Genomic DNA, 20,724 nt, shown 5'->3' with positions numbered 1-20,724 from the left:
TTGGGGTTAGTTGTTTAGAATTAATTCTAAAGCTGTTTTTTTATTAATTACGTCTATCATAGATTGCAAATACTCTTGCTGTACAGCATACAATTGTGTTTGTGCTTGTCTTAGCTCAAAACTTGTTGCTAAACCTTCAAAATACTTAATTTGATTTTTTTGTTCTATGCGTTCTGCTAAACCTAAATTTTCTTTATTGGTTTGGTATTGCTCTATAGCTAAAATGTATTCGCTTTTAGCGTTTTCCCAACTAAGGCGTAGAGATTCTTCTGCTTCAGTTTTTTGTGTTTTAGCTTTTTCTAATGCAATTTTTGCACGTTGTGTAGATGCACTTCTACGTAAAGAACTAAAAATAGGGATGTTTAAATCAAACCCTAAAATAGAAGAGTTAAACCAATCTGTTTCTTTCTTTAAAAAATCAAAGTCTTCACTATATGCTGTGTATCCAAAATTTATAAAAGCATTTAATTTAGGTAGTGCTTTACTTTTTTCTAACTTAAGCTCTAAATTACGTTGCTCGTTTAAGTTAAGAGCCATTTTGTAATCTACATTGTTTTCTAAAACTAAGTCGCTTTCTAGTAAATTAAAATCTATTTGTTTTTCTGTCAAAATGTCTAAGTCTTCAGCTAATTTAGTAGGGTTGTCTAGCTCTAAGCCCATAACTAAGTTTAGCATTTGTACTGTTATTTTTTTTAACCTAATAGCATTTTTTAGCTGGTTGGTAACAGATGATAAAGTAATTTGTAATTGCTCAACATTTTCTTCTTCTGTTAAGCCATTTTCAAAAATCTTTTGTGTTTCATTAAGGTTTTTTTCTAAAGCAGCTTTATTTTTTTCTAAGATAGATGTACTTTCTTCTGCTAAAAGAACATTTCCGTAAGCTTCCACAACAGATTTACGAACCTCTAAGGCTGTTTTTTCTTTGCTGTTTGCACTGTAGTCTATAAATGTTTTAGTTGCTTGTACGCCAACAATGTATGAGCCATCAAAAATTTGCTGACTTAAAGTTGCTGTTGCACTAGTAGATTGTTTTTGACCAAAAACAACAGGAATAAAAGTTCCTGGCGCTCCACCAGCCAATTCTCCAGGAATTAATGATACTGGTTGTTTTAATTGATTTTGATAGCTAATTGCACCATTTATTTGTGGTAAACCACTAGCAATAGTTTCCCACTTTTGCTTTTGTGCATCTTCTATATCCCTCTCTGCATTAATTGCACTGTAGTTGTGCTGCAATGCGTAATTAATTGCTTCTTGTAGCGTAAAACTCGTGGGCTTGTCTTGCGAAAAACTCATTTGTATGCCTAAAAGCAAAAGTAATAATGTTAAACTCCTTTTCATTTATGATTGATTTGATTTGATAATATCTGTTAATACTTTTTTTCCTTTTGTTGTAACTATTCCTCTTATATGATACTCTAAATAATTGTCCATTAATTTTATTTTAGAAAATTGCTCTGGCGGAAAAAAGTCATCGTCCTTAATAGCTGTCATTCCAGAAAAATATATTCTTGAAATAAATTCTATGTCCAAATTTTTTCTATAAAGTCCTTGCTCAATTCCTTTTTCAATATTTACAATAACACAGTCGTGCATAGCAGCAAACTGTCTTTGTTTTAGTGATTTATGAATTTTTGGATAGTATTTTTGTAATTGATATATGGGAGAAGATTTTTCATCTTTTAAGTTTGATACTACAAACTTTCTTATCTCATATAATTCTTCAATTGGATTTATATCTAAAGAGCATATTTTGTTTATTCCTGTAGATATAGAATTAAATAATTGGAGAGTACTTTCTTCTATTAACTTGGTTTTATTGTCAAAATGTGAGTATATGGTTTTTTTAGACATTCCTAATTCATTAGCAAGGTCATCCATAGTAACACTCTTAAAACCTAGGTTTAAGAATAAATCTGTAGCTTTTTCTAAAATTTTTTCTTTCATAATAAGCCGCAAAGATAAGTTAGGAAACTTAGAAAACAAAAAAAGTTTCCATAGTTTTAAGATTACTTAACTTAAGTTTAAAATGAATGTTACATTTATAATTGCTTAAAAAGTATTTCATGTATTTTTGAAAAAAAATTATAGATGCATTCCATTGACCAGTATAGAGACTCTTTTTTAAAAGAATTAAGTAAAATAGCAATAGATAAAGAGCCTAAAAATTTATACCAACCAATAACATATATTTTAAATTTAGGAGGTAAACGGTTGCGTCCAATATTAGCACTAATGTCTGCAGATATTTTTGGAGCAGATTATAAAGAGGCTATTTCTGCTGCTATGGCTGTTGAGGTTTTTCATAATTTTTCTTTAGTTCATGATGATATTATGGATGATGCTCCTTTGCGTAGAGGTAAAGAAACGGTTCATGAGAAATGGGATATAAATACTGGTATATTATCTGGTGATGCAATGCTAATTGAAGCATATAGGTTTTTAGAAACATATGAAGGTGACCAATATAAAAAGCTAAATTCTCTTTTTAGTATAACAGCTTTGCAAGTTTGCGAAGGTCAACAATATGATGTTGATTTTGAAACTAGAGATGATGTTACTATACCAGAATACTTAAAAATGATTGAGTATAAAACTGCTGTTTTGGTTGCTGCTGCTATGAAAATGGGAGCTGTTATTGCTAGAACTACTGTGCAGAATGAAGATTTAATTTACGATTTTGGTAAAAACCTAGGTATTGCTTTTCAGTTGCAAGACGATTATTTAGATGCTTTTGGCGACCCAAAGACGTTTGGTAAACAAGTGGGTGGTGATATAATTGAAAACAAAAAAACATACTTATACCTTAAAGCATTAGAGCTGTCTTCTAAAGCAGAACAGAACTCATTAGATCAGCTTTTCTCTATACAACCAACAAATAACAATGATAAAGTAGCAACTGTTAAAGCTATTTTTGTGGAATCTAAGGCAGATGTTGCTACTAAGCAAGCTATAGAAGAGTACACTAATAAAGCATTTTCTGTTCTAGAAAAGTTAGACGTTTCTTTAGATAAAAAAGAAGCGTTAAAACAATTTGGATTGTGGTTAATGACTAGAAAAGTGTAATTTTTTTAATCTACTAAGTAAGGTACGCTGTTAATTGAGATTATTGGTTTACTAAGCATTTGTTGTATGGTTTTCTCCTGTTCTACAATGCAAATAACCTCTATGCCTATATGTATGCCGTAAATATTATCTGGATTATTAAGTCCTAAATAAAATGTACTTTTGGTAGTATCTGTTACGTTTACAATGCCAGACTTATAGTTTTCTCTAGACCCAAATAAATAGGGTACGTAATCTTCTTTTTGTTTAAAAAGTAAAGCATTTTCTTCATTTAATAAATAAATGTCGCAAATGTTAGCTCCTGGAGGTGGATTTAAATTTTCTACAGCGCCAGAAAAAGAATTTTCTGTATCTATATAATTAGATAGTGTAGAGGCCAAACCAAAGCTTTTTATGGTGTTTTTAATATCTTGTTCTTCTCTAGAAGCGCTAAAAACATAGTACCAAGACACTGTGTTTTTAGGTAATGCAATAGGAACTAAAACCCTGCTTTTTCCACCTTTTAATAAGTCGTTAGACCTGCTGTTTAAGTAAAAATTATCTTGTTGTAAAGAAATAGTTTTTAGTTTGGTAACCTCTGTATCTGTTTTTATTGGTGCAGTATAAGTTGTGTCTGCAACTTCTTTATAAGCTATTTCTGGTGCTTGTTTGTTAAACGAATCTACTTTAAATTTTAAGCTTACTTTAGAGTCTTTATTATTGCTACTTTTTATAATTAATTGGTATACATCCTTACCGGGAGCTTGTAACCAGTAATTTGCTTTTTTACCTAAAGTTTTAAACGTTGCTGTTTTTACATCTTTATATGGACTAATGGTGTAAACTATATCACCTTTTCCTTTAGCTTTTAAGCTTAAATGTATGTGGTCATTTTTGTTAGCAGAAAACAGTAGTTTGTAATCTTGGCTTTTGTTAATGGTAAAAGTGGTGTCTTGTTCTTGTTGCGCGCTAATTGTGATAGCGCAAAACAGTAGGGTAAAAAAACAGACAAGGTTTTTCATAGCTTTTTTTTGTAAATGTAATAAAAGTTACATTTTGTAAACGGAATAACTTGTTATTCTATTGTTTTTAAAAGTTGTTTAGTATTTAAATATTGAAAATACCTTGCAGTGGCGGTAAAAGTATCGTCTAGAATAACGGTTGCGGGTAATGAAAAAGGTTTGTTTTTACGGCTAGCCATTAAAAGTGGTATTTGATGAATAGCGTTTACCTTTTTTGCGTTTTTATTCTCATAAATTGTGCCTCCAAATGTTATTTTTTCTGTAGACTCTATATTCATTTTTACCGCATAATACTCTTTATTTAATTTGCTAATTACAGAAGGGTCTTTATATGCTTTGCGATCCATTTTATTGCATAAACTACACCACTCTGCATAAAAATGTATAAAAACCTTTTTGGGTTTTATGGATAAAGAGTCTTCAAGCTGGTTAAAACTTAACCAGTTTATCTCATTATTTTGCGCTGATAAATTGCCACAGTTTATATAGCCAATTAAAAAGCAAATAATTATTTTTTTGCAATGTGATTTCATTTTAATTACAAGCTTTTTATTCTTAATCCTACAAAAATGGTTCTTGGTAAAGACGGACCATAAACATAGTTGCTATCTCTGTTTTTTCCTGTGTCAAAATCATTTTGATAAGCATTTGTAATATTTTTTACACCGCTAAATAACTCAATGTTGGCATTTAATTTTGATGCTGTAAAAGTGTACCCTAGTCTTAAACTTGTTTCTAAAAAAGACGGAGTTTCTTTGTATTCATCTATTAATTGACCAGTATTTTCTCCTCCAAAATGTGCAATATCCATACTTCCTGTATAAATTAAATTAGCAGATGCACTAAACTTTTTAGTAGGTGTGTAAGTAAAGTTTGCATAGCCATACGTGTTAGGTGTTCTTAGAAACTCCTTTTTAGTAGCTAAGCCTTCAATATTTTCTACTGCCTCTGTAAATTTACTAGATTGTAACGTAAAGCCTGCATCTACCTGAAAAACATAATCAAAATTTGCTCTTGTTTCTAGTGTAACTCCCTTTACAACTGCCCCATCTCCGTTTCTTTTTTCAAATAATTCGCCAAAATTATCTCCTCCTAATGGAAAAAGGTAAAAGGCATCATTCAATTTAGTGTAAAAACCTTCTACAGTAAAACCTGCAATTACATGCTCTGTAGCTTTGTCATAATTAAAAGAAGTTGTGTAGCTGTTAGAGCGTTCTTCAAATAAATTATCAGACAAAGAAATTCTAGAAATTCCTCCTCCTGCAAAAGCAATGTGTAAATCGGTGTCAAATGCTTGTGGAGCTCTAAATCCGGTTCCCCAGCCTAATCTAAACTGTGATTCTTTATTCATTTTATATAATAAAGATAGTCTAGGGCTAGCAATTACATTATTTAACAGGTTATGTTTGTCTATTCTTATCCCAGATAAAAAATTAATTTTAGGACTAATATCCCAATCATTTTGTAAAAATGCGCCCCAGTTTCTTGTGGTCTGATCTATTTTGTAGTTATAAGCTTCTATAACATCCACTACGTCATCATAAACATATTCGGTGCCAAAAGTAAAAATTGCTTTTCCGCCAATAAACGAATCTACTTTATGGTTTAGCTGCACACCTAATTGGTGAGTTTCTACTTTAGAGGTACCGTAGGGTGGATTTGCTAAAAATGAGTTTAGTTCATCTTCATCGTCAGGAATTATACCAGTATAGTGGTCCCTATCTGTAATTTGTCCGCCGTAGTAGGCAATAAAACTATTTTTATCCTCATTAAAATTTATTTGATAATCTACACTACCCATTAAAACATTATGTGTGCGTTCTTCAGATTGTTTTGCTAAGTATGCCGCTTTATCTACTTGTTCTCCTCCATATCTGTACTCGTAAATACTGCTTATACTAGCTTCTATCTTTTCGTTATCAGATGGTAAATAAAATAGATTAGCTCCAAAAGAATTATTCTTTAGGCTAGGTAATTCAGAGTAATTATCTCCATTATCATCATACGTATTTCTATCTCTTTTGTTAATAAAAAACGTTGCGCCTGCAGTTCTGTCTTCATTAACTACAGTAGCGTTGCCAAGCAAAATATTATCAGACGCATTTTTATTTATACTCTGGTATGTATAGGTTAAGTTGTATTCGTTTTTAATAGGTATTTTGGTAATTACGTTAACCGTGCCACCAATAGCGCTAGACCCATAAAGTGCAGAAACACCGCCTCTAACCACTTCAATTCTTTCTATCATATTTGCCGGAATTTGCTCCATACCGTACAAACCGGTTAAAGGACTAAATATTGGCCTGCCATTAATTAGTATTTGAGAATAACCACCTTGTAACCCGTTCATACGTAATTGTGTGTAATTACAAGTTTGGCAATCTGTTTCTACTCTTAAGCCTGGCTGAAAACGCAATCCTTCAGATAAGTTGGTAGCTACAGCATTATCTAAGGTTTTACTGTTAATGAGATTTACAATTACTGGTGAATCTGTTCTTCTTTTTTCAGTTTTTGTGCCAGTAACAACTACTTGATCTAAGCCTAAAACATCTTCTTTTAAATTTAAATTTAGTGTGGTGTTTTTAGTTAATGTTATCTGTTTTTCTAAAGTTCTAAACCCAATACTTTTACATATTAAAGTATAAGTGCCATTTGGTAAACTTATGTTGTAATATCCGTTTTTATCACATACTGTCCCTTGCTTAAGCTCTTTAACCTGTATGGTAGCAAAAGGTATGGGTTTATTTTGGTTATTTATTGTTCCTTCTAATTCAAAATCTTGAGCATTAATGAAATAAGGCGCGAGTAAAATGAGTAAAAATATTTTTTTCATCAGGTTAAATTAATTTTTAGACAAATCTAAAAATTTGTTTTTAATAATAAAAATGTATTTTTGGTAAAAATTAAAATTGATGACGCATTCTGAGGAAAATTATTTAAAAGCAATTTTTCACATTGGTAAGGGAGGAGTTAATGATATTTCTACTAACGCTATTGCAGAGCAGATGGAAACTAAACCATCTTCTGTTACAGATATGATTAAAAAATTATCAGAAAAAAACCTGGTAAATTATAAAAAATACAAAGGAGTTTCGTTAACAGATACTGGTAAATCTATGGCTTTGTCTATTATTAGAAAGCATAGGTTATGGGAGGTTTTTTTGGTGGAAAAATTAGACTTTTCTTGGGATGAAGTACATGAGGTAGCGGAACAGTTAGAACATATAGAGAGCGAAAAATTAATAGACAAACTAGATAAGCTTTTAGATTATCCTAAATATGATCCGCACGGAGACCCTATACCAGACAAGAATGGTAATTTTAAAGTGATAGATAAAAAACTTTTGAGTGAGCTTTCTATAAAAGATAAAGGGATTTGTGTTGGTGTAAAAGATTCTTCAAGTCAGTTTTTAAAGTTTTTAGATAAAAATAAAATTGCATTAGGAGATGTAATAGAGGTAATAGATAAAGAGGATTTTGATGGTTCTTTTCAGTTAAAAATTAATGCTAATAGTTTTAACGTGTCTAACCAAATTGCGTCTAATTTATTTGTGCAGGTAACAGAATAAATATTTAAATGAAAAAGATAACATACATAATAGTAGGAGCGGTAATACTTAGTTTGTTTGCGTGTAAAACAGATGCTAAAAAAGCTAAAAACGGAAAATTAAATGTAGTTACAACAACTACAATGATTACAGATTTATTGCATAATATTGGTGGTGATGCTATTAATGTTGTTGGTTTAATGGGTAGTGGTGTAGATCCGCACCTATATAAGGCTAGTGAAGGTGATGTTACAAAATTAGTTGAAGCTGATATTGTTTTTTATGGAGGTTTACATTTAGAAGGTAAGTTGGTAGAGGTATTTGAAAAAATGGAACATACAGGTAAAAAAACGGTTGCTGTTTCTGATGCTTTGGATAAAAAAGAACTTATTGGCTCAGAATATTTTGCTTCTAATTACGACCCGCACATTTGGTTTAATGTTACATTTTGGAAACAAATAACAGCTTACGTAACAAACGAGCTTAAAAAATTAGACCCTAAAAATGCTACTGTTTACGAAGAGAATAGCAAAACATATTTAGAAAAATTAACAAAGTTAGATTTAGATTTAAGAGAAACAATTAGTCAGCTTCCAAAAGAAAAAAGAATTTTGGTTACTGCTCATGACGCGTTTAATTACTTTGGAAAATCTTATGGCTTTAATGTTGTTGGCTTGCAGGGCATTTCTACGGCAACAGAAGCTGGTGTGCAAGATGTACAAGAATTATCTAAATTTATAATAGACAATAAAGTGAAAGCTATTTTTGTAGAGACTTCTGTTCCTAAAAGAACCATAGAAGCTCTACAAGCATCAGTACAATCTAAAAACCATAATGTAACTATTGGTGGTACGTTGTATTCTGATGCGCTAGGAGATAAAGGCACTGTAGAAGGTACTTATTTAGGAATGTTTAAGTACAATGTAACAACAATTGTAAATGCCTTAAAATAATAATTTATGGAAACAAACTATGCCATTACGGTAGATGACCTTACGGTTGCTTATAACTATAAACCAGTTTTGTGGGATATAGATTTGGCAATACCAGAAGGTGTGCTTATGGCAATTGTTGGGCCAAACGGAGCAGGTAAATCTACCTTAATAAAATCTATTTTAGGAATTATTAAGCCTATTGCAGGTAGCGTAAAAATTTTTGGAAAACCCTATAAAAAGCAATTTAAAGAGGTTGCTTACGTGCCGCAAAAGGGCAGTGTAGATTGGGATTTTCCAACCACTGCTTTAGATGTTGTAATGATGGGAACTTATGGCAGTTTAGGTTGGATTAAAAGACCTGGGCAAAAAGAGAAAAAAGCTGCATTAGAAGCTTTAGAAAAAGTAGGCATGTTGTCTTTTAAATCTAGACAAATTAGCCAGCTTAGTGGCGGACAGCAACAACGTATATTTTTAGCTAGAGCATTAGTGCAAAATGCAAGTATTTATTTAATGGATGAGCCTTTTCAGGGCGTAGATGCTACTACAGAAAAAGCTATCATTAATATTTTAAAAGAACTGCGCAAAGCTGGAAAAACACTAATTGTAGTACACCATGATTTACAAACTGTACCCGAATATTTTGATTGGGTTACGTTTTTAAATGTGAAAAAAATAGCAACTGGTCCGGTTAAAGATATTTTTAATGATGGAAATTTAACCAAAACTTATGGTATAAACTATAAAGTAAGTGTGCAAGAGTAAACTCTAGACAAAACAATTAAACTGTGAATATAACTGAATATTTTAACCTTCTTTTTACAGACTACACGTTGCAAACTATAACGTTGGGTACAGCTGTTTTAGGTGCTTTGTGTGGTATGCTGGGCAGTTTTGCGGTGTTGCGTAAACAGAGTTTGCTAGGAGATGCTATATCTCATGCGGCACTACCAGGTATAGCATTAGCCTTTTTAATTACAGGAGCAAAAGATAGTAATACGTTGTTGTTAGGTGCACTAGTGAGTGGTTTAGTTGGTACTTTTTGGATAAGGGGAATTGTTAAAAAAACACATTTAAAAACTGATACGGCTTTAGGTTTAATTTTGTCTTTGTTTTTTGGTTTTGGTATGTTGTTGTTAACCTTTATACAAAAAATGCCTAATGCAAACCAGGCCGGTTTAGATAAGTATTTATTTGGGCAAGCAGCTACTTTGGTAGCTAGTGATGTATGGACAATGTGTATTATTGCTGGTTTAAGTTTACTTATTCTATTGGTTTTTTGGAAAGAATTTAAACTATTACTTTTTGATGCTGATTACACAAAATCATTAGGTTTTAATGTGAAATTTTTAGATGTTTTAATTACTTTTTTTATAGTAATTTCTATTGTTGTGGGACTACAAACTGTAGGTGTAGTTTTAATGAGTGCTATGCTATTAGCGCCAGCAGCTGCAGCAAGGCAATGGACAAATAGTTTAAGTGTAATGGTAGTTTTGGCGGCTATTTTTGGTGCTTTCTCAGGAGTCTTTGGTACTGCAATTAGTGCAAGTTCTAATAATTTATCTACAGGACCTGTAATTGTTTTAATAGCTGCTGTTTTTGTATTGTTTTCTTTTGTTTTTTCACCTAAAAGAGGATTGTTATTTAGAGAAATTAGGTATCGTAACAACCGTAAAGATTTGGAGTTGAATAAAACCCTGGCCTTTATGTATCAGATTGTGGAGTCGCACGATAACATTGACCATCCGCATGCTATAAAAATTTTAAATAATTTTCACGGATTTACACGTAAATCACTTCAGAAATTAGAAGATAGAGAACTAATTACAGTAACTAAAACAATGTGGTCTTTAACAGAAAAAGGGTTTACCACTGCCGCTAATTTATATAATCAACTAGAAGAAAATGAGTAGCGCACAATTAGAAATACAACTTATTGCTTGTTTGGTGGCTATTGCTTGTGCTATACCTGGTACTTTTTTAGTGCTTCGTAAAATGGCAATGATTAGCGATGCTATTAGTCACTCTATACTGCCAGGCTTGGTAATTGGTTTTTTTATAACAGAAGACTTAAACTCACCTTGGTTAATATTACTTGCTGCTGTTACAGGTGTTATTACAGTAGTTTTAGTAGAGTATATTCAAAAAACCGGACTCGTAAAAGAGGACACCGCTATAGGACTGGTTTTTCCTTCGCTATTTAGTATTGGCGTTATTTTAATTGCAAAAAATGCTAATGATGTGCATTTAGATGTAGATGCTGTTTTATTAGGTGAGCTTGCTTTTGCTCCTTTTGATAGGCTTATTATAAATGGTGTAGATATAGGTGCAAAATCGCTCTGGGTTATTGGTAGTATTGTAATTGTAACCTTAACTTTATTATTTACCTTTTTTAAAGAATTAAAAGTAAGTACGTTTGATAAACAACTTGCAGCAACTTTAGGTTTTTCTCCTTTAGTAATACACTATGGTTTAATGTCTATTGCATCTGTTACAACAGTTGGTGCTTTTGATGCAGTTGGCGCTATACTTGTAGTGGCGCTTATGATTGCTCCAGCTGCAATGGCTTATCTATTAACAAACGACCTAAAAAAAATGCTTATTATAGCAGTAATATCCGGCGTATCTTCTGCTTTAATAGGGTATTGGGTTGCGCATTATCTAGACGCTTCTATAGCTGGTTCTATGACGACCGTTTTGGGTGTGTTGTTTTTAATAGTGTATTTGTTTGCGCCAAATAAAGGGTTAATATCTGTTTTGTTTAGACAGAAAAGACAGCAGGTAGAGGTGTATTTATTAACCTTTATGTTGCATTTGCAAAACCATACAGAAGAGTCAGAACGACATATAAATCATCTTGGAGAGCACATTAATTGGGGTAAAATGCAATCTAAAACAGTAGTAGATTTAGCACTTAAAAACAATATGATTGTAATTGACAATAATATTATTTCCTTAACAGAAAAAGGTCAAGGGTTTACTAAAAAGGCTATAGATTATATTACAACCAATAGTACAGTGGCAATAGAAGAAATGAAAGAAGATTTCTTTTTATTTAGAGGGTAATTATTCTTCTTATTTTTTAAAAATTGTACATTCGTATTTACAATGAAGAATAGAAAAAAACACTGGCTTTGGAATATAGTAATAGTACTAACACTTATGGTGGTAGTTATTGCTTTTATGGCTCATTATAAAAACTGGATAAAGATTGAAAACAATCAATTTAAAATATTATCTGGTGTATATTATAAAACAATCAATTTTACAGACGTAAATACTGTCGAAATGGTGGATAAAATTCCATCTCTAGAACGTATTAATGGTTTTTCAGTTAGTGAAACCGAAAAAGGTGTTTTTAGAGATTCTATTTATAATACAGACGTTTATATTTTTGTAGATAAATTATCTAGGCAAAAAATAAAAGTTACTTATAAAGATTCTTTACAGTTGTTTTTTAATGTTTCTGACTCTTTAGAGACAGAAAAAATGTACACTATGTTTTCTCATAAAATAGATAGTTTGTCTAGAAAATAAGATTATTTCCTCTTTAGTTTTGTAGGTTACTTATTTTTCTATTTTTGCAAAAAAAAAATTCTATAAGGGATAAGCAAAATATGAGGAAAATATACTTTTTAGCACTTATTTTATTTGCTTTCAATAGCTATGCTCAGCATCAGTTTAATGCAGAACTTAATTTAGGCTATTCTTTTCAAGAAAAAACAGAGATAAATAATCAAGATACCAATTCAGTAGATGCTTTAGGTGTGCGTTTAGGATTAAATTATCAGCAAGTTATTTTGAAACAGGCCTATTTTGAGGTAGGGACTTTTTTAAAATACAATAGGTCTGGTAATGGTATAGAGGGTTTAGATTTTACTGCTGATAACTTAAAATTTCAAGTACCACTATATTTTGGATATAATATAAATGAAAAGTTGAAAGTTAGTGCAGGTGTTGGAATAGAGAATAATAAAGATTTTTCTGATATAGATTTTAAAAGAAAAGAAAACTTACGTTATGATTTCCTTACAAAATTTGTTTACGACTATGGGCAAAAAATGAAATTTTCACTATACACTCATTGGTCATTAAGTAAAACTTCTGATATATATACGATTAGTAGCCCTAAAAATGGAATTTATTTAGGAGTTATTTATCCCCTAATAAAGAATAAAAAATAATGAAAAATATAATAAGTATTTTAATAATATTACTTTTTGTCTTTAGTTGTACAAGATTTAAGGACGATGTAAAAGAACAAATTCAGAATGTTAATACGGTCACCCCAAATACTTTAAATACAAAATTAAAGGTAGCAAATATAAAGGTAGATCAAGAAGAATTTGATTTTATGTACACTAATTACAATGATGATATTGAAATTGAGGGAACTGTAAGTTTTTATAAAGGAGGAGAGTTAATAATAGACAATGAGGCTGTTGAGTTACAAATAAAGGGAGTTTTTAGTTCTGCCTTTCCTTTAAAAACTTTGGGTTTAAAGTTTGAAGATACTTTTGATAATGAAGATAATATTTTAATTAACCCGGACTTACTTTCTAGCCACTCTGTAGAAAAAGTTAAAGCTATACGCTTTAGAAATTCAGGTAACGATTTTGAAAAAACAATGTTAAAAGACATTAGTTACACCAAGCTTGCAAAAGATGCTAATTTAAATTTGGATTTAATGTATGTAGAGCAAGTTGTTGTTTTTGTTAATGATGTATTTTATGGGTTAATGAATATGAGAACCGAAGTAAATACCAATGGAGTATCTAGGCTTTATGGAGTAAAAAAGAAGACAGTAACTTTAGCTAAAATAACAGAAGGAGGAGTTGTAGAAAAAAAAGATGGAGACTTGGATAGGATTGATCGTTTTGTAAATGCAATTGATAATAGTAATTATGATTACCTTATTAGTGAAATTGATGAATCTAACTTTATTGATTATATGATTTATGAATCTTATATTGGAAATAGAGATTGGCCAAAAAATAACGTAAGATTTTTTGCTATTGAAGATGGTCCATTTAGATTTTCATTATTTGATTTGGATTTAGTTGGCACTCAAAATATAGATAAAAGTCCGAGTTTTTTTATAAATAACCCTATAAATAACCCTATAACAGAATTATTTAATGTGTTGTACGCAAATCAAGATTTTAGAGCAAAATACAATGCTCGTTATAAAGAATTGGTTAGTAGTGGTGTGTTTAGTTCGGATAAATTTAATACTATAGTTATAGAATATCAAAATAATATAGAACATATAATACCTCTTCATCTTAAAAAATATAATACGCCAGAAACTGTAACAGAATGGTATTTAAATATAGAAGAACTTAAATATAATTTTAAGCAGAGGGAAGAATTTATCAACTAAGTTATGATTATTACTATAAAAGTATTTGCTGCTATATACGGTATGCTAGCCGTTATTTTTGGAGCTTTTGGTGCTCACGCCTTAAAAAAGATATTCACAGATGAGCAACTCAAGAATTTTGAAACTGGTGTAAAGTATCAAATGTATCATGCTATTGTATTGTTAGTGTTAGGTTTTAATTTCAATTTTGCAACAACTCAAGAAATAGTAATGGGTTATGCTTTCATAATCGGGATTTTCTTATTCTCTTTTAGTATATATGGCCTTTGTATATCATCTGCTAAAGGAAAAAAAATGAAATTCTTAGGGCCAATTACGCCCCTAGGAGGCTTGGGGCTAGTCCTAGGATGGGCGCTTTTACTACTTAACTTTCTTGACCTATAATTTAAAACTTTACTCTTCTGCAGTAAACTCTTTAATGGCTTGGTTAGGTTCTATAATATTGTACCCTTTCCAAAATTTTGGATCATATTTACGTAAGTATTCTGGTTTAATAACCTTGTCTTCTTTAAAGTTGTCGTAAATTGATTTTGAAATGTTTTCAGCATCAAATACAACAATCTCATACTTAGTTACACTTGTAATTGCCATATCTAACTTTACGTAAAGCTCATTTTGCTTATTTCTGCCTTTAACAACCTTGTTCTTTTCAATTATTTTTAAAGGTCTTCTTATGCCTGCTTTACTTCCTGCTTCTCGTTCCAAATATTGCAAGTCGTAGGTATTGTTTTCATTTTTTGCAAATATCATTTTACCTCTAGATAAATGTTCTTGGTAAGAAATTCCGAATAGCTTAATGCTTTTTAATGTTTTTACATTGTCATAATCAATACGTATCACAGCAAAATCATCTGCATTTATATACATAGTTCCTTCGTAATCTGCGCCTCTCTTAGGTTCAAAATCTATAATGTAAACAGGTGCGTTGCCCCAATATGTGTAGTCTTTAATAGTAAAATTGTAGCGGCCAGATTTTGTTACTACGTTTAGTTTTGCATCCTCCATATAAAACAAGTTACTAAATTGGTTGCCTATGGTAGTTTTTTTATACGTTGCATAACTAGCTCTGCGTGCTTCTTCTAATTTTTTCTTTTCCTTTAATTCTTTTTTTAGTGCTGCGCTGTCTTTTTTTACGTCATTAGGGGTGTTTAATTCGCCATCAACCTTAACACCAATAATACCCGATTTTATTTTAAAATAAGAATCTGGTTTTACATTCTTTTTAATAATTTCATTAAACTTTTCTTCAAGCTTAGTAATATCTAATTCAGAGTTTTTGTCATATAATCTACACGCTTTAATAGGGTCTATTTTCAATGTTTCTGCGCTGTAATTTCCATAGATATCACATAAAACTTCAGAATAGCTATTATCTCTTTTTGGTAAGGCAGTTATAACGCTATCTAAAAAGGGTTTGTTAAGTTCCTTAATGGTAGACTTCATAAAGGTGTAGTTTGTTTTGTCTAATCCTTCATAATTAGACTCTCTAAGGAATATTTTTTTTCTTGCAAGATCTTTGTTGTAGTTTTTGTCTAAACTGTCTTTTACCATATCTATAATCTCTTGTCCAGTGTAATTTTTGTTAGACACCAAAACCTCATTAAGTTCTATGGTCTTTGGGGTCATATAAATAATACTATCTGTAAATGTGCTTACTGGTTGCGCAATGGTTTCGTATCCAATACAGCTAATGAAAATAGAATCTATAGCGGTTGTATTGGTTGTGCTTAAAGAAAATTTTCCTTCGCCATTTGTTATGACACCTTTTTTGTTAGATAGTACAACAGAAACATAAGGTATTGCTTCTTTATTAGCGGCATCTTTAATACTTGCTGTAAGTTCTTGAGCGGTTGAGTAATTGCTTGTAATTAAAGTAAAAATTAGAATAAGGAGCTGTGTGGTTTTACGCATTTTTTTTTGATTTTAGTTTCTTATTAATATAGACAAGAACTTTATGGATTCCGTTGCCTGAAAAAGCTAAAACAACTAAAATAAAAACTTAAATCAATGGTAGTTAGTCTGTTGAGGGTTCTCTTTTTTGGTTGCTTTTTTTAGCTGACCCCTAATTAAAGTAATCCAAGAACTACAAAAAAGAGTTTTTTGATAATTTTAATATACTATTCTTATTTCTTTAACGAAATTGTGAATGTTTTAAGAAAAGTACTGAGTATTTGGCAGCCTATTTAGCTACAGCCGCAATTGTCAGACCCGCAAGACTTTTTGCTTTTGTTACTTGTGAAAAGAGATTTAGGAAGAAAGAATTTTTTAGCAATATACCCAAATGCAATAGTTGCAGTAATAAAAACTAAAATGTGTTGTAGTGTTTCCATAATCTTACATATTTAAGAGTTGTTTTTGTAAACAAGACAACCCTTATTTAGACTGTGTAAAGATAAGGAATTATTTTTTACTTAAAGGCATTAAGCCCTGTAATATCCATACCTGTGATAAGTAAGTGAATATCGTGTGTACCTTCATAGGTAATAACACTTTCTAAATTCATCATATGTCGCATAATACTGTATTCTCCAGTGATGCCCATAGCACCTAAAATTTGTCTTGCTTCTCTTGCAATATTTAAAGCCATATCTACATTGTTACGTTTTGCCATAGATATTTGTGCAGTGCTTGCTTTACCTTCATTTTTAAGCTGCCCTAAGCGTAATGCTAGTAACTGTGCTTTGGTAATTTCGGTAATCATTTCTGCTAATTTTTTTTGCTGTAGCTGGTATGCACCAATTGGCTTACCAAATTGTATGCGCTCTTTTGCATAACGTAAAGCGGTATCATAACAATCCATTGCGGCTCCAATTGCACCCCAAGCAATACCATACCTAGCAGAATCTAAACAACCTAACGGTGCCCCCAATCCGTTTTTGTTAGGTAATAAGTTTTCTTTTGGCACTTTTACATTGTCAAAAATAAGCTCACCCGTAGCAGATGCTCTTAAAGACCATTTGTTGTGAGTTTCAGGAGTAGAAAAGCCTTCCATTCCTCGCTCTACAATTAGTCCGTTTATTCTGCCTTCTTCGTTTTTAGCCCAAACTACAGCAACATCACAAAAAGGAGAATTAGAAATCCATAATTTGGCACCATTTAAAAGGTAATGGTCGCCCATATCCTTGTATTTAGTCTCCATACCACCTGGGTTAGAGCCGTGGTTAGGTTCTGTTAAACCAAAACTACCCATAAACTCACCACTTGCTAATTTTGGCAGGTATTTTTTACGTTGCTCTTCAGTACCGTAAGTGTATATTGGATACATTACTAATGAAGATTGTACAGACGCCGTAGAGCGTACACCGCTATCTCCACGTTCTATCTCTTGCATAATTAAACCATAACTAATTTGGTCTAAACCTGCACCTCCGTATTCTTCAGGAATGTAAGGGCCAAAAGCACCTATTTCTGCTAATCCGCTAATTATTTGTTTTGGAAACTCTGCTTTTTGAGCATAATCTTCAATAATAGGAGATACATCTCTTTTTACCCACTGTCGGGCAGCATCTCTCACCAATTTATGTTCTTCAGACAATAAATCGTCTATACTATAATAATCTGGTGCTTCAAATAAATCTGGTTTCATAGCTGTATTTTAGGATATGTAACCAAAGATAGGTAAAGAAATATAACAATACAAAGACTAAATGTTACATTTTTAAATAAAAATCTTTTGTTAAATTAGTATAATCTTCGGTGTATACGTGTCTATCTTTCTCTATAACAAGCTCTTCTGGTTTTAAGTTTGATGAAGGTTTTTTTGTGAATTCCAAAAGGCTTCGTTTTACCTCTGCGTCAGCGTTACCTTTAACTCTTGTAATTTGTTTTGGATATAGCTGGTAATTTGCAGCAAGTTTGATGAATTCTTCTTCTTCTTTAAAAGGTATAATGGTGCAAAAAGTACCAATACTAGTAAGTAGTTTAGATGCGCCACTTATCAATTCACTAAAAGGAAGTGACGTATTTTGGCGTGCATTGTCTCTTGCTTCATTACCGCTTGTTACATCTTCTGCGTAAAAAGGAGGATTAGACACAATTAAATCATACAGCTCATCTTCTTCTGTCTCATCTGTAGCGTATTCATCTACAAACTCATCAAAACCAGCGTGAAAGCAAAACAAACGATCTGCCCAGTCTGATGCTTCAAAATTTTCTGTGCATTGCTCGTAGGCATCAGCATCTAACTCTATAGCCTCTATGTTATCTGCAGCACTACGTTGCGCTAACATTAAGGCAATAATACCTGTACCAGAGCCAATATCTAAAATAGAGTAGGGGTTATGGTCTAAAGGCGTCCAGGCACCAAGTAAAACTCCGTCTGTACCAATTTTCATAGCACAGCGGTCTTGATTAATTGTAAATTGCTTAAAAGTAAAAGGTTTGCTCATTGTACAGGTTTAAAAACAAAAGAGGCAAGCTTGTAAAAAGCTTGCCTCTTACGGTTACAAAATTAAGGAGTTTATCTTACTCTATTTCTAATATCTTGTAAAGAATCATCAATAAGTAATTTACCATCTTTAAAAACTTCTTTTAACTCTCCTGTTTTTTCTTGCTCCCAATTTACTTGATCTACAAGTTTATAAGTACCGTTTTCTTTTTCAATTTTAAGTAAGCCTTTGGCAGATTTTTTAGTTCCATCATCTGTAATAGGATCTTTAAAAATTTCTCTTCCCTCACCGTTTACTTCGCCATATGTAGCTTTCATTGCAAAACCAAAAGTATCTCTAGTGTTGTATTGGTAGGTAAAAGAACCAATGCCTAAAACTACGTTTGTAGACGCAAACCCTTTTTGCTTTAATCTTTCGCAAATGTCTGTAGCGCGCTCCGTTGTAATGCTATCGCCATAGATTGCACCAATGTGTGGGTCTAATTCTTTATAACCTTTGCTATTGGTTTTACCACTAAATATCTCCCATAACAGTTCTATAACTCCTTTTTTCTCCTCTTTAGTTTTTCCGTTAGGATTGCCACAAATAATATCTGCAGGGTCGCCGCTATCTGGTCTAATAACAACTTTACCGTCTCTTGCTAAAACCTCTTCTTTTAAGTTGGGTAGGTACTCTGTAAGTACTTTCCATAAATCCCAAGTATCCGAAACTATAGAAACAATTCCGTTAGGATAAACTTCTGTAATTAGTCTTTTAAAAGTTTCTTCTTCTCCTGTATTTGTTCCCATACACATAACAGAGTGCTCTGTAGCAGCAACAGAGCCACCAACTAGTTCTGTATCAGAATTGGCATTGTAGTATTCCTCTAAAAAGTCTATTGCTGGTATAGTGTCTGTGCCAGAAAAACTAAGTAGGTGACCAGATGCGCTCATAACAGCAGCTTCCATACCTGCAATTCCTCTCATAGAAAAATCGTGACCTTGCCAATCTACAAATTCAGGAACTGTAGAGGTTTCTTCTGCATACTTATCTAATATTTTTCTGTATTGTTTTGCAATAGTTGCAGAGGTACAAGGCATCCAAATAGTTGTGCTTAAAATGGTCTCAAAGTAATTTGTTAACCAAAAAAACTCTGGCAATGTGTTGTACATTGTCATCATAGGAACGCGAATTGGAACGCTAGAACCTTCCGGTAGAGCTTTAATTACCATTGGTAAATAACCAAGATCGTGTAAATCTTCTATGTGTTTAATGCCAACCGAATTTGGACCTAAGTAATTATTAATTCTTCTGCTATATTTTTCTGCAATTTCCTTTTTAGGTTTACCAAAAAAGTTGGTGTTAAAATCTTCTATAATGTACTTTTTAATAAAGTATTGAAGTCCAAAAAACACGACTTCTTCTATAGCATCTATTCTACTTTTTCTAGGTGTCCAGTTAGAGTATACTAAGGTTGTACCCTCTGGATATTGTCTTCTGTGATCTACTTTATAACCGTCTGTATATAATAATGGGTTCATAATATATCTATTTTATAATTAAAGACTTAAGCTAATAAGTCCGCTATTTTTAATTGGGTAACTTTTGGATGTTCTTCTAATGTGTTAAAAGAATCTGTTGTGTAAATACCGTTGTAGTAGCTACTTAGCTTCTCTAATCCTTTGCTAAAAATACCGTGACTTACAGCTAGGTATAAGTTGCCTGCATTTTTGTTTTTAAGTTCTTGTGCTAAACCGTTAAATGTGCCTCCGCCATCACAAATATCATCTACCACCAAACAATCTTTACCTTTTAAATCATCTGCGTACACTTTAAAGCCAGATAGTTTTCCTGTTTTTACATCTCTAGATTTAGAGCACTCTATAACTTCCTTACCTCCTAGGTATTCTGCTACTTTGTATATTTTTTTAAGAGCACCACCATCTGGAGAAATTAAAACTACATTGTTATTTAAGGTTGATAGCACTTTTTCTATAAAAGTGTAATTTGTAATAGTAGTGCAGTTGTTCAATAATGCAGGTGTAACTTCTGAATGTGGGTCGTAAACGCTAACTTCATTTAATTGAAGGTTATTTATAAGATCTGCGTATACTTTTACAGATAAAGATTCACCTGCAACCATTAATCTATCTTGCCTAGCAGCCGGAAAATACGGAATAAAAACGTTTATAGTCTTTACGCCCATACGTTTTAGTGCATCTACAGTTATTAGTAATAAGCCAACATCGTTAAAAGATTGTAATCTGTGTGTTACTGTAATAGTTTCTGAGGTATTAAAATTGTTTTCAATTTTAATGTGAGGTTCTCCGCCAGAAAATAAAAACGATTTAAATTCGATGCTTTTCTGATTTGGGAACGGGTTAAACTGTGGATCTAAATTTAATATCATTTGCGTTATTTTTACAC

The 20,724-nt window shown here is 31.8% G+C and carries 20 protein-coding genes; 10 read left to right on the top strand and 10 right to left on the bottom strand.

The window, feature by feature from the left end; all coding sequences use genetic code 11:
• Positions 1-6 precede the first annotated feature (6 nt).
• Entirely contained in the window at positions 7-1,341 is a 1,335-nt protein-coding gene (locus tag Q4487_RS08130; protein WP_303540213.1) for a TolC family protein, read from the bottom strand.
• Entirely contained in the window at positions 1,342-1,947 is a 606-nt protein-coding gene (locus Q4487_RS08125; protein WP_100894067.1) for a TetR/AcrR family transcriptional regulator, read from the bottom strand.
• A gap of 144 nt (positions 1,948-2,091) precedes the next feature.
• Here Q4487_RS08125 and Q4487_RS08120 point away from each other — a divergent pair, with 144 nt between their 5' ends.
• On the top strand, positions 2,092-3,066 hold the full coding sequence (locus Q4487_RS08120; RefSeq protein ID WP_303540215.1) for a polyprenyl synthetase family protein: 975 nt from the start codon (positions 2,092-2,094) through the stop codon (positions 3,064-3,066).
• Positions 3,067-3,071: 5 nt separating this feature from the next.
• Here Q4487_RS08120 and Q4487_RS08115 read toward each other — a convergent pair whose 3' ends face one another.
• From Q4487_RS08115 to Q4487_RS08105, 3 genes are read right to left on the bottom strand one after another with little or no spacing between them, the layout of a single operon-like run.
• Entirely contained in the window at positions 3,072-4,067 is a 996-nt protein-coding gene (locus Q4487_RS08115) for a hypothetical protein (protein ID WP_303540217.1), read from the bottom strand.
• Between the two features lie 53 nt (positions 4,068-4,120).
• A complete protein-coding gene (locus Q4487_RS08110; protein ID WP_303540219.1) occupies positions 4,121-4,600 on the bottom strand; it encodes a DUF255 domain-containing protein in 480 nt (159 codons plus the stop codon).
• A gap of 5 nt (positions 4,601-4,605) precedes the next feature.
• Positions 4,606-6,900 (bottom strand): TonB-dependent receptor, encoded by a 2,295-nt coding sequence (locus tag Q4487_RS08105; protein WP_303540221.1) that lies wholly within the window; start codon positions 6,898-6,900, stop codon positions 4,606-4,608.
• Between the two features lie 79 nt (positions 6,901-6,979).
• On the opposite strand from Q4487_RS08105, the gene Q4487_RS08100 reads away from it, so the two are divergent.
• The 9 genes from Q4487_RS08100 (at position 6,980) to Q4487_RS08060 (ending at position 14,314) form a co-directional block, all read left to right on the top strand.
• Positions 6,980-7,636 (top strand): metal-dependent transcriptional regulator, encoded by a 657-nt coding sequence (locus tag Q4487_RS08100; protein ID WP_100894062.1) that lies wholly within the window; start codon positions 6,980-6,982, stop codon positions 7,634-7,636.
• A gap of 8 nt (positions 7,637-7,644) precedes the next feature.
• Positions 7,645-8,568, top strand: coding sequence for a metal ABC transporter solute-binding protein, Zn/Mn family (locus tag Q4487_RS08095; protein ID WP_303540223.1), 924 nt, complete (start codon positions 7,645-7,647; stop codon positions 8,566-8,568).
• 6 nt (positions 8,569-8,574) lie between these two features.
• Positions 8,575-9,312: a metal ABC transporter ATP-binding protein gene (locus Q4487_RS08090; protein WP_100894060.1), complete on the top strand. Its 738-nt coding sequence runs from the start codon at positions 8,575-8,577 to the stop codon at positions 9,310-9,312.
• Positions 9,313-9,335: 23 nt separating this feature from the next.
• Positions 9,336-10,460 (top strand): metal ABC transporter permease, encoded by a 1,125-nt coding sequence (locus Q4487_RS08085; protein WP_100894059.1) that lies wholly within the window; start codon positions 9,336-9,338, stop codon positions 10,458-10,460.
• Positions 10,453-11,613, top strand: a complete 1,161-nt coding sequence (locus tag Q4487_RS08080) for a metal ABC transporter permease (RefSeq protein ID WP_303540227.1) — start codon at positions 10,453-10,455, stop codon at positions 11,611-11,613. Before Q4487_RS08085 ends, Q4487_RS08080 begins: the two co-directional genes overlap by 8 nt.
• A gap of 42 nt (positions 11,614-11,655) precedes the next feature.
• Positions 11,656-12,084: a hypothetical protein gene (locus tag Q4487_RS08075; RefSeq protein WP_303540229.1), complete on the top strand. Its 429-nt coding sequence runs from the start codon at positions 11,656-11,658 to the stop codon at positions 12,082-12,084.
• An 80-nt stretch (positions 12,085-12,164) separates the two neighbouring features.
• Positions 12,165-12,731, top strand: a complete 567-nt coding sequence (locus Q4487_RS08070) for an outer membrane beta-barrel protein (protein WP_303540230.1) — start codon at positions 12,165-12,167, stop codon at positions 12,729-12,731.
• Positions 12,731-13,930 (top strand): CotH kinase family protein, encoded by a 1,200-nt coding sequence (locus tag Q4487_RS08065; RefSeq protein ID WP_303540232.1) that lies wholly within the window; start codon positions 12,731-12,733, stop codon positions 13,928-13,930. The genes Q4487_RS08070 and Q4487_RS08065 overlap by 1 nt, the downstream gene beginning before the upstream one ends.
• A 3-nt stretch (positions 13,931-13,933) precedes the next feature.
• Positions 13,934-14,314 carry a DUF423 domain-containing protein gene (locus tag Q4487_RS08060; RefSeq protein ID WP_303540234.1) on the top strand — a complete coding sequence of 127 codons (381 nt, stop codon included), beginning with the start codon at positions 13,934-13,936 and terminating at the stop codon, positions 14,312-14,314.
• 9 nt (positions 14,315-14,323) lie between these two features.
• Here the strand turns inward: Q4487_RS08060 and Q4487_RS08055 are convergent, their stop codons facing one another.
• The 5 genes from Q4487_RS08055 to prs form a co-directional block, all read right to left on the bottom strand.
• Positions 14,324-15,841: a carboxypeptidase-like regulatory domain-containing protein gene (locus Q4487_RS08055; RefSeq protein WP_303540236.1), complete on the bottom strand. Its 1,518-nt coding sequence runs from the start codon at positions 15,839-15,841 to the stop codon at positions 14,324-14,326.
• Between the two features lie 496 nt (positions 15,842-16,337).
• Positions 16,338-17,516, bottom strand: coding sequence for an acyl-CoA dehydrogenase family protein (locus Q4487_RS08050; protein WP_303540238.1), 1,179 nt, complete (start codon positions 17,514-17,516; stop codon positions 16,338-16,340).
• Between the two features lie 64 nt (positions 17,517-17,580).
• Entirely contained in the window at positions 17,581-18,318 is a 738-nt protein-coding gene (locus Q4487_RS08045) for a tRNA1(Val) (adenine(37)-N6)-methyltransferase (RefSeq protein WP_303540240.1), read from the bottom strand.
• 71 nt (positions 18,319-18,389) lie between these two features.
• Complete coding sequence (locus Q4487_RS08040) at positions 18,390-19,838, bottom strand: nicotinate phosphoribosyltransferase (RefSeq protein WP_303540242.1); 1,449 nt, start codon at positions 19,836-19,838, stop codon at positions 18,390-18,392.
• Positions 19,839-19,864: 26 nt separating this feature from the next.
• Positions 19,865-20,707 carry a ribose-phosphate diphosphokinase gene (gene prs, locus Q4487_RS08035; protein ID WP_303540244.1) on the bottom strand — a complete coding sequence of 281 codons (843 nt, stop codon included), beginning with the start codon at positions 20,705-20,707 and terminating at the stop codon, positions 19,865-19,867.
• Positions 20,708-20,724: the final 17 nt, after the last annotated feature.

The organism is Cellulophaga sp. 3_MG-2023, assembly GCF_030546975.1.
GTDB lineage: Bacteria > Bacteroidota > Bacteroidia > Flavobacteriales > Flavobacteriaceae > Cellulophaga.
Note: the sequence above shows the minus strand (reverse complement) of the source record. Positions and strands in the feature narration are given on the sequence as shown.

Coding starts and splice junctions, on each gene's coding strand:
- Q4487_RS08130 (WP_303540213.1), bottom strand. CDS start 1,341: ATGAAAAGGAGTTTAACATTATTACTTTTGCTTTTAGGCATACAAATG.
- Q4487_RS08125 (WP_100894067.1), bottom strand. CDS start 1,947: ATGAAAGAAAAAATTTTAGAAAAAGCTACAGATTTATTCTTAAACCTA.
- Q4487_RS08120 (WP_303540215.1), top strand. CDS start 2,092: ATGCATTCCATTGACCAGTATAGAGACTCTTTTTTAAAAGAATTAAGT.
- Q4487_RS08115 (WP_303540217.1), bottom strand. CDS start 4,067: ATGAAAAACCTTGTCTGTTTTTTTACCCTACTGTTTTGCGCTATCACA.
- Q4487_RS08110 (WP_303540219.1), bottom strand. CDS start 4,600: ATGAAATCACATTGCAAAAAAATAATTATTTGCTTTTTAATTGGCTAT.
- Q4487_RS08105 (WP_303540221.1), bottom strand. CDS start 6,900: ATGAAAAAAATATTTTTACTCATTTTACTCGCGCCTTATTTCATTAAT.
- Q4487_RS08100 (WP_100894062.1), top strand. CDS start 6,980: ATGACGCATTCTGAGGAAAATTATTTAAAAGCAATTTTTCACATTGGT.
- Q4487_RS08095 (WP_303540223.1), top strand. CDS start 7,645: ATGAAAAAGATAACATACATAATAGTAGGAGCGGTAATACTTAGTTTG.
- Q4487_RS08090 (WP_100894060.1), top strand. CDS start 8,575: ATGGAAACAAACTATGCCATTACGGTAGATGACCTTACGGTTGCTTAT.
- Q4487_RS08080 (WP_303540227.1), top strand. CDS start 10,453: ATGAGTAGCGCACAATTAGAAATACAACTTATTGCTTGTTTGGTGGCT.
- Q4487_RS08075 (WP_303540229.1), top strand. CDS start 11,656: ATGAAGAATAGAAAAAAACACTGGCTTTGGAATATAGTAATAGTACTA.
- Q4487_RS08070 (WP_303540230.1), top strand. CDS start 12,165: ATGAGGAAAATATACTTTTTAGCACTTATTTTATTTGCTTTCAATAGC.
- Q4487_RS08065 (WP_303540232.1), top strand. CDS start 12,731: ATGAAAAATATAATAAGTATTTTAATAATATTACTTTTTGTCTTTAGT.
- Q4487_RS08060 (WP_303540234.1), top strand. CDS start 13,934: ATGATTATTACTATAAAAGTATTTGCTGCTATATACGGTATGCTAGCC.
- Q4487_RS08055 (WP_303540236.1), bottom strand. CDS start 15,841: ATGCGTAAAACCACACAGCTCCTTATTCTAATTTTTACTTTAATTACA.
- Q4487_RS08050 (WP_303540238.1), bottom strand. CDS start 17,516: ATGAAACCAGATTTATTTGAAGCACCAGATTATTATAGTATAGACGAT.
- Q4487_RS08045 (WP_303540240.1), bottom strand. CDS start 18,318: ATGAGCAAACCTTTTACTTTTAAGCAATTTACAATTAATCAAGACCGC.
- Q4487_RS08040 (WP_303540242.1), bottom strand. CDS start 19,838: ATGAACCCATTATTATATACAGACGGTTATAAAGTAGATCACAGAAGA.
- prs (WP_303540244.1), bottom strand. CDS start 20,707: ATGATATTAAATTTAGATCCACAGTTTAACCCGTTCCCAAATCAGAAA.